The 6,536-nt window shown below is 64.0% G+C and carries 7 protein-coding genes; 4 read left to right on the top strand and 3 right to left on the bottom strand.

The window, feature by feature from the left end; all coding sequences use genetic code 11:
- The coding region (locus tag V6D00_02380) for a LysR family transcriptional regulator (protein ID HEY9898005.1) at positions 1-785 on the bottom strand (785 nt) is incomplete at its 3' end.
- A 142-nt stretch (positions 786-927) separates the two neighbouring features.
- On the opposite strand from V6D00_02380, the gene V6D00_02375 reads away from it, so the two are divergent.
- From V6D00_02375 to V6D00_02360, 4 genes are all read left to right on the top strand, one after another.
- Entirely contained in the window at positions 928-2,385 is a 1,458-nt protein-coding gene (locus V6D00_02375; protein ID HEY9898004.1) for an MFS transporter, read from the top strand.
- A gap of 44 nt (positions 2,386-2,429) precedes the next feature.
- Positions 2,430-3,950, top strand: coding sequence for an alginate export family protein (locus tag V6D00_02370; GenBank protein HEY9898003.1), 1,521 nt, complete (start codon positions 2,430-2,432; stop codon positions 3,948-3,950).
- 87 nt (positions 3,951-4,037) lie between these two features.
- Positions 4,038-4,535, top strand: coding sequence for a DUF2306 domain-containing protein (locus V6D00_02365; GenBank protein HEY9898002.1), 498 nt, complete (start codon positions 4,038-4,040; stop codon positions 4,533-4,535).
- Between the two features lie 140 nt (positions 4,536-4,675).
- Positions 4,676-4,969 (top strand): hypothetical protein, encoded by a 294-nt coding sequence (locus tag V6D00_02360; protein ID HEY9898001.1) that lies wholly within the window; start codon positions 4,676-4,678, stop codon positions 4,967-4,969.
- A 96-nt stretch (positions 4,970-5,065) separates the two neighbouring features.
- Here the strand turns inward: V6D00_02360 and V6D00_02355 are convergent, their stop codons facing one another.
- Positions 5,066-5,824 carry a dihydrofolate reductase family protein gene (locus V6D00_02355; GenBank protein HEY9898000.1) on the bottom strand — a complete coding sequence of 253 codons (759 nt, stop codon included), beginning with the start codon at positions 5,822-5,824 and terminating at the stop codon, positions 5,066-5,068.
- Positions 5,825-5,875: 51 nt separating this feature from the next.
- A complete protein-coding gene (locus V6D00_02350) occupies positions 5,876-6,511 on the bottom strand; it encodes a hypothetical protein (protein HEY9897999.1) in 636 nt (211 codons plus the stop codon).
- Positions 6,512-6,536: the final 25 nt, after the last annotated feature.

The raw sequence follows: 6,536 nt of genomic DNA, 5'->3' as shown, positions 1-6,536 counted from the left end.
ACCGGAAGGGGAAAACTATGCATTCCAGTGCGTAGGTTTCCGGTGTGTCGTTCGGGAACAGTGGCGATCAGGTCGGAGGCCCGAGCCAGAGCCAGCGCGGTTGAAAAACCACCGACGATCGTGACGATTTCCCGTTCCAGTCCGAACGGCTTCAAGGCTTCATCAATCGGTCCCGTGTCGAGCCCCCTCCGCGAAACGCTAATGTGCCGGCCGGATGCATAAAGGGCGGGCGTGATATCGTCCTGGCTCATCGAGTGCCCCATTCGCACGACGCCAATGAAACGGTCACGATACAGTGCGCGCGCACGCACTTCCGGACCCGTCGTCTCCCCTACGACGCCAATTTCCAGATCGACGGTTCCATCGCGAAGCAACGCGCTGTCTTTGTTCAATTTCTGCACGAAGCGCAGCCGCACGCCGGGTGCCTCCTCGTTGACGCGCGCAATCAGGGCCGAGCCGTAGTTTTCCACGAAACCGTCGCTGGTCCTCAGCGTGAACGTTCGGACGAGCTGCTCGAGGTTGAGCTTCTCCGCAGGGCGAAGTAGTGCTTCTGCGTCCCGCACGAGGTGACTGACCCGCTCGCGGAGTTCGAGCGCCCGTGGTGTAGGAACGAGACCACGTCCGGCCCTGACCAATAGCGGGTCGCCCGTCGTCTTGCGCAGTCGCGCCAGCGCCCGGCTCATCGCAGACGGACTCAGCCTTAACCGTTGGGCTGCGCGCGCGACGTTGCCTTCCGCGAGGAGCACATCGAGGGGGATCAGCAAGTTGAGATCGGGAGTCGACATGCGCCGATCCTAGCACGGATGGGATGCGACATGGCGTCAGGCGCATGGATAAAGTGAACGTCGTGCGCCTTCCGCCATGTCCGGCACCTGAGTACGCTTGTGACAGCTACGTTTCGGGTGTCGCATAGCGAAGGAGTTCGTCTTGAAACCGATCATGAAAGCCAGAGAGGACGCAGCAACCGGCGGTGCGCAACACGCGTCTTCGGCATGGAAGGCTGTGGCGAGCCTTTCGTTGTCCATGCTGCTGCCGTCGCTCGGCACCAGCATCGCCAATGTGGGGTTGCCCACGTTGGCCCACGCGTTCGGCGCCACCTTCCAGGAGGTCCAGTGGATCGTCATCGCCTATCTCCTCGCCATCACCACCGTCATCGTGAGCGTCGGACGGCTCGGTGACCTCACCGGCCGCCGACGGCTGCTACTGGCCGGCATCTTCCTGTTCACGGCGGCCTCGCTCATCTGCGGCGTCGCGCCAACGCTCCGGTTCCTGATAGTCGCTCGGGCGGTACAGGGGTTGGGTGCGGCCGTCATGATGAGCCTCACCATGGCCTTTGTCGGTGAGACGGTACCGAAGGAAAAGACAGGTAGCGCCATGGGGCTACTTGGAACGATGTCCGCCATCGGCACCGCGCTCGGCCCTTCGCTCGGCGGCGTCCTGATCGCCGGATTCGGTTGGCCAGCCATCTTCCTCGTCAACGTACCGCTGGGCATCATGACGCTGGTTCTCGCGCATCGCTACCTGCCCGTTGATCGCCAGGAATCGAAGACGGATCGGGTCGGCTTTGACCTCGTGGGGATGCTGCTGCTTGCCCTGACGCTTTCGGCTTATGCGCTCGCCATGACGATGGGGCGTGGCCATTTCGGTCCGCTCAACATCGCTCTGCTGTTGGCGGCTGCATTCGGAGTCAGCCTCTTCGTGCACGCCGAGGCGAGAGCAGCTTCTCCCTTGCTACGATTGGCGATGTTTCACGATCCAAGGCTGAGCGCGGGCCTCACGATGAGCGCGCTCGTGTCGACGGTGATAATGGCGACGCTGGTGGTTGGGCCGTTCTACCTCTCGCGCGCACTCGGACTCGACACGACTGCCGTCGGACTCGCCTTGTCGGTCGGGCCGCTCGTCGCCGCGCTGAGCGGTGTGCCGGCCGGTCGTATCGTGGACCGTTTCGGTGCACCGCGCATGACCATCGCCGGGCTCATCGGGATAGTGGGCGCTTCCTTCATTCTCTCGATTCTGCCGGCGACGTTCGGCATCGCCGGCTACTTGGCCCCCATCGTCGTCATCACCGCCGGCTATGCGCTATTCCAGACAGCCAACAACACCGCCGTCATGACCGATATCCGCCAAAACCAGCGGGGCGTCATCTCCGGCATGCTCAACCTGTCGCGCAATCTCGGGCTTATCACCGGCGCATCTGTCATGGGTGCAGCGTTCGCGCTCTCATCAGGGGCAAACGACATCACCGCCGCCGGTCTTGACGCCGTCGCCACCGGTATGCGCTTCACGTTCGCAGTCGCGGCGACCCTGATTACCGTCGCGCTCGCCATCGCGGTTGGAAGCCGTGCGCACGCAACCCGCCAGTCGCCCAGCGCAGACGCGTCATGACGCGAGCCGGGCACCGCGATCCCCACGCAAACTTGAAGCTATCGATGGCAAACCAGAAGCCTTGGTGGCAAACCTTGGCGAGGGCTTACGTGAGTGGCGCAAGTGTCATCTGCATGTTAGCTTGGACCGACGTTGCCCAGGCCTCGACGCCGGTCACGTCAGACGAGACGGCGAGCGCCAAGCATACGGAAGCCACGATACCAGGCGCTGCCGCCCCGCCCTTCGCCGATCCCTATCCCCAAAACGCCACCGGATGGGGGCCTGCGGAATGGAAGAGCCGGTTTGTCAGTCGCTGGGCAGAGGACTGGACGAGCATGCGCGCGGCTGGCACCGCGCCTTCGTCCAAGGCCATGCCGCTCGGTGGCGAGGCCTCCCTAACCCTGAGCGCCGAAACCCGCCTGCGCTACGTCACCTATGACAACGGGCAACTGAGCAGCGACAATGACTATCAGCAGGGCCTATTCCGCGACATTCTCGGCGCGGATCTTCGGATCAACCCCAACCTTCGCGTCTATAGCGAGATTGGTATCGGCCAGGTTGCAGGCCGCCGCAGCGCCGCCACCGCCAACTTCCAGAACGACACCTCACTGCAGCAGCTATTCATCGACGCCCGCAGGTACGTCGGTTCAATCCTGGTGGGCGCCATGGCCGGACGTCAGGAGTTCGCCGACGGCCCACGGCAGCTGGTGAGCGTCGCCGACGGTCCCAACATACACCGAACTTGGAATGGCGTGCGCCTCTCTGTCCACGGGTCGAGATATCGTCTCGGCGCGTTTGACATGCGGGGCACACGCCTGGGGCGAGGGGCCTTCGACGAAGCGATCGACCATGCAGAGCGCCTACAGGGGCTCAACGCCAGCCTGATCGTCTCGCCCGGCATGGAGCCCAACATCTACCTGGACCCGTTTTGGTTCCACAGCCAGAACCCCTCCTTCCGCTCTGGCGACCGCACAGGACTCGAAAGGCGCGACACCTACGGCGTGCGCCTGTGGGGTCGGGGGGGCGATCTGAACTTCGACTGGACGCTTGCGCGCCAGACCGGCCAACACATTGACCGCGACATCGACGCCTGGGGACTGTTCGCCGTCCAGAGCCTGGCGCTGTCCGAGCAGGGTTGGAAGCCTCGACTCGGGGCCCATATCGACGTCGCCTCAGGCGGCGGTGCTTACGGAACCGGGACCCTGAAGGGGTTCAATCAGCTCTACGCCAGCTCCAACTATCTTAGCGAAGGTCTGTTTCTAAGCGCTAGCAACCTGCTGCTGATAGCGCCGGGAATATCCGTCTCGCCGACGCCGACGACCAATCTCATGATCGAATACGGCTTCGCACGGCGGCTCAACGAGGACGATGCAGCCTATGGCGGCCTGATGCGCGCCTATCCGGGCACCCAAAGCCTCCCGGGCCACGAGATCGGCGGCCTGCTCCGCGTCGTCGGGGCATGGTCGGCGCTCGAGCATCTGAGCCTGCACTGCACTTATGAGCACTTCAGCGCCGGCGACATGCTCAATCGCCTGAACCGGCCCTCGGGCAGCTACGGCTTTGTCGGCGCGACCTTCCGGTATTGAGGACCAGACCCCGATCGTGCCAGCGAAGCCGAGGCTGCGACAAGGGACCCGCCGGATTCACACCCTCATGCGGCCCCGATTCCAGTCGTGCGGCACATCATCTGCTCCCTGATCTATTCCGTCCTGGGAGCATTTCAATTCTCTCCCGGCATCCTCAGCCGCAAGCCCAAGTGGCACCGCGTGGTCGGAAAGGTACTCGTCTTTTCCGGATTAGTCGTGGCGCTATCAGGGATCTGGATGACTCTGATCTATCCGATTGCAAAACCTGAGGGAGTCGCCAAATTTGACAGTCTGAGCCTGAATGTCATCCGGCTTCTGGTAGGTGCGGCCATGGCATGGTTCATCGTTCTCGGCCACGCTGCAATTCGGAAGCGCAATATCTCTCACCACCGTGCCTGGATGATCCGCAGCTACGCCCTGGGCCTTGGCGCCGGTACTCAGGTCTTTACCCACATCCCTTGGTTCATGTTCCCGAGTATCCATGGTGAGTCGGCAAGAACCCTCTTTATGGCAGCAGGCTGGGGTATCAACCTGGCAGTGGCCGAGTGGTTGATTGCGCGTGAAAAGCGCAAGCAACTAGGCTGAGGCCACCTGAGTATTCCGGCCCAGAGGTGAGCCCGCAACGATATCTTTACCTAACGCTTTCCGGTTGTTAAGAATGTGTTTGCCGGCTGAACCGGATAACCTGGTAGTGGGTTTCGGTTCGACGTTGATAGGGGGACACCATGTTTGGCATCACACAGAAGCAGAGCGCCGCGATCGCCTCGGCCAAGCCGAAGGCCCAGCAGAACCAGGCCAAGCAGGTCCCCGAGAAGAAGCCTCAGGCGCCCAAGATGACGCAGGATGAGTTGCTCCTGAACGTCTTGAAGGCCCGCGCCGCCCAACAGCAACAGCAACCGCAAAAGGTTCACCTGGGGATGGGGGACCGGTCTTTCTGGAACTCGCCGAACACCTACCGCAACATGTCCAATCCTGGCTGGTGGGCGAATCCTCAAACCTATAGGGGACATGGCCGTTGAGCCATCCCTCGCAGCACCTGTAGCAAAGAAAGACGGCCAGCAGTTTGAAGCCCTGCTGGCCGTCTTATCGATCCGCACTTGCGGGGGCATCGCACATCAAGGGGTCGAACGAAGCCGCTTTGCCGCCTCGCTCAGTGCGTAGCGCATGAAGAGCTCGTCTTCCTCCTGGTAGGCCGAAAGTAGCTTGGCCGTCTTGAGGGCCTCGGGGGGACGGGCGTCGCCCTCGATCATGGTCGTCATCCCCCGCCCTCCCTGGATCTTGGGGGCGAGCGTCATGAACAGCTCGTCGAGGACGCCGTCGGCGAGCATGGCGGCGTTGAGGGTGGGCCCGCCGATGCAGTAGAGGCGGCGCACCCCGTATTCCTCACGCAACTTCCGCACGAGCGCCCCCACAGGTACCGACGACGCGCCGAGCCGGAGCACCGGCACGACCGCTTCAAGGGCGGCGACCCGGTCCCGCGGCGCCGAAGCGCTCACCACCACCAGGACGTCCTCGCCGCCTTCTTTCAAGAGGCGCAGGGTGGGCGGCACGTTGGCGCGCCCGCTCACAACGACCCACAGCGGCACCGGCCGCAGGCCCGCGGCCACGCGCCGCTCGCGCTCGGTCTCGCTGACGCGTGGGTAGGGCATCTCGTCGGCCGTGAGGCTCGAGGCCCCCGAGAGGACCGCGTCGCACGAGCGGCGCAGCCACTTGAAGAGCGCATGATCGGTGTCGCTGCCCACGGTCCAGGTCGTGCCCGCGCCGCCCACCACCGCCTTGCCGTCGAGGGTCGTTATCATGTTGACGAAGGTGTAGGGGCGATCGCCCACCCCTACAGGCAGCGCAAGGTCGGCGAAGGCCGCCTCGAGCGTCACGTCGCCCGGGGCCTCCCCCGACACCCGATCGATCAGGCGGCGCAGCAGGGCCTACTCCGCTTCGTCGGCGTCTTCGCCGTCGTCGCCGTCGGCTTCGGAGGCAGCCTGCATCACCTTGAGCAGCTGCGCCATCTTGTCGGTGGGCTGGTGCGCGTTCACCCGCTCGGCCAGCTGCGCGATGATCCGGGCGTCGGCGACCTCCATCTCGATGAAGTACGGGTACTCGGGGATGTCGTCCGGATCGAACCAGCTGGCGAACTCGCGCACCAGGCCCTCGGCGTCGGGATAGGGGATGTCGCTCGCCTCGAGCGCCCGGCCGACCTGGTCGCCGAGCTCGCGGGCCGCCTCGTGCAGCATGGTGGCCTCGTCCGCGCTGTCGAGCAGGATCCGGACGCGATCGCCCACCTCCATGACCGCCTGCCGCTCCGTCTCCTCCTCGAGGATGCCGAGGGGGCGGTCCAGCTTGTCGTAGAGCCGCTCGACGATCGTCCGCACCTTGAAGGCGTCGGATTCGTCGACCCCCTCGAGGGCGTCGTCGAGCGGCGTGCCCTCCTGGAGGGCCGCGGCCACCTCGGGGTAGAGGGTCTCCACGTAGGTCGCCAGCGCGTCGTGCAGCATGCTGAGCTCGACCAGGTCGACGTCCATCAGATCACAGGCGAGATTTTCGAGATCGATTTTGACTTTCATGCGAGGGGGCAGGTCCTTTCAAGGG

This window comes from Pantanalinema sp. (genome assembly GCA_036704125.1).
Taxonomy (GTDB): Bacteria; Cyanobacteriota; Sericytochromatia; order S15B-MN24; family UBA4093; genus JAGIBK01.
The sequence above is the reverse complement of the archived record's forward strand: the minus strand, read 5'-3'. Positions and strand labels throughout refer to the sequence as shown.

What these genes read in the sequence shown, in the direction of transcription:
- V6D00_02370 (HEY9898003.1), top strand. Translation starts at nt 2,430, where the DNA reads ATGGCAAACCAGAAGCCTTGGTGGCAAACCTTGGCGAGGGCTTACGTG.
- V6D00_02350 (HEY9897999.1), bottom strand. Translation starts at nt 6,511, where the DNA reads ATGAAAGTCAAAATCGATCTCGAAAATCTCGCCTGTGATCTGATGGAC.
- V6D00_02360 (HEY9898001.1), top strand. Translation starts at nt 4,676, where the DNA reads ATGTTTGGCATCACACAGAAGCAGAGCGCCGCGATCGCCTCGGCCAAG.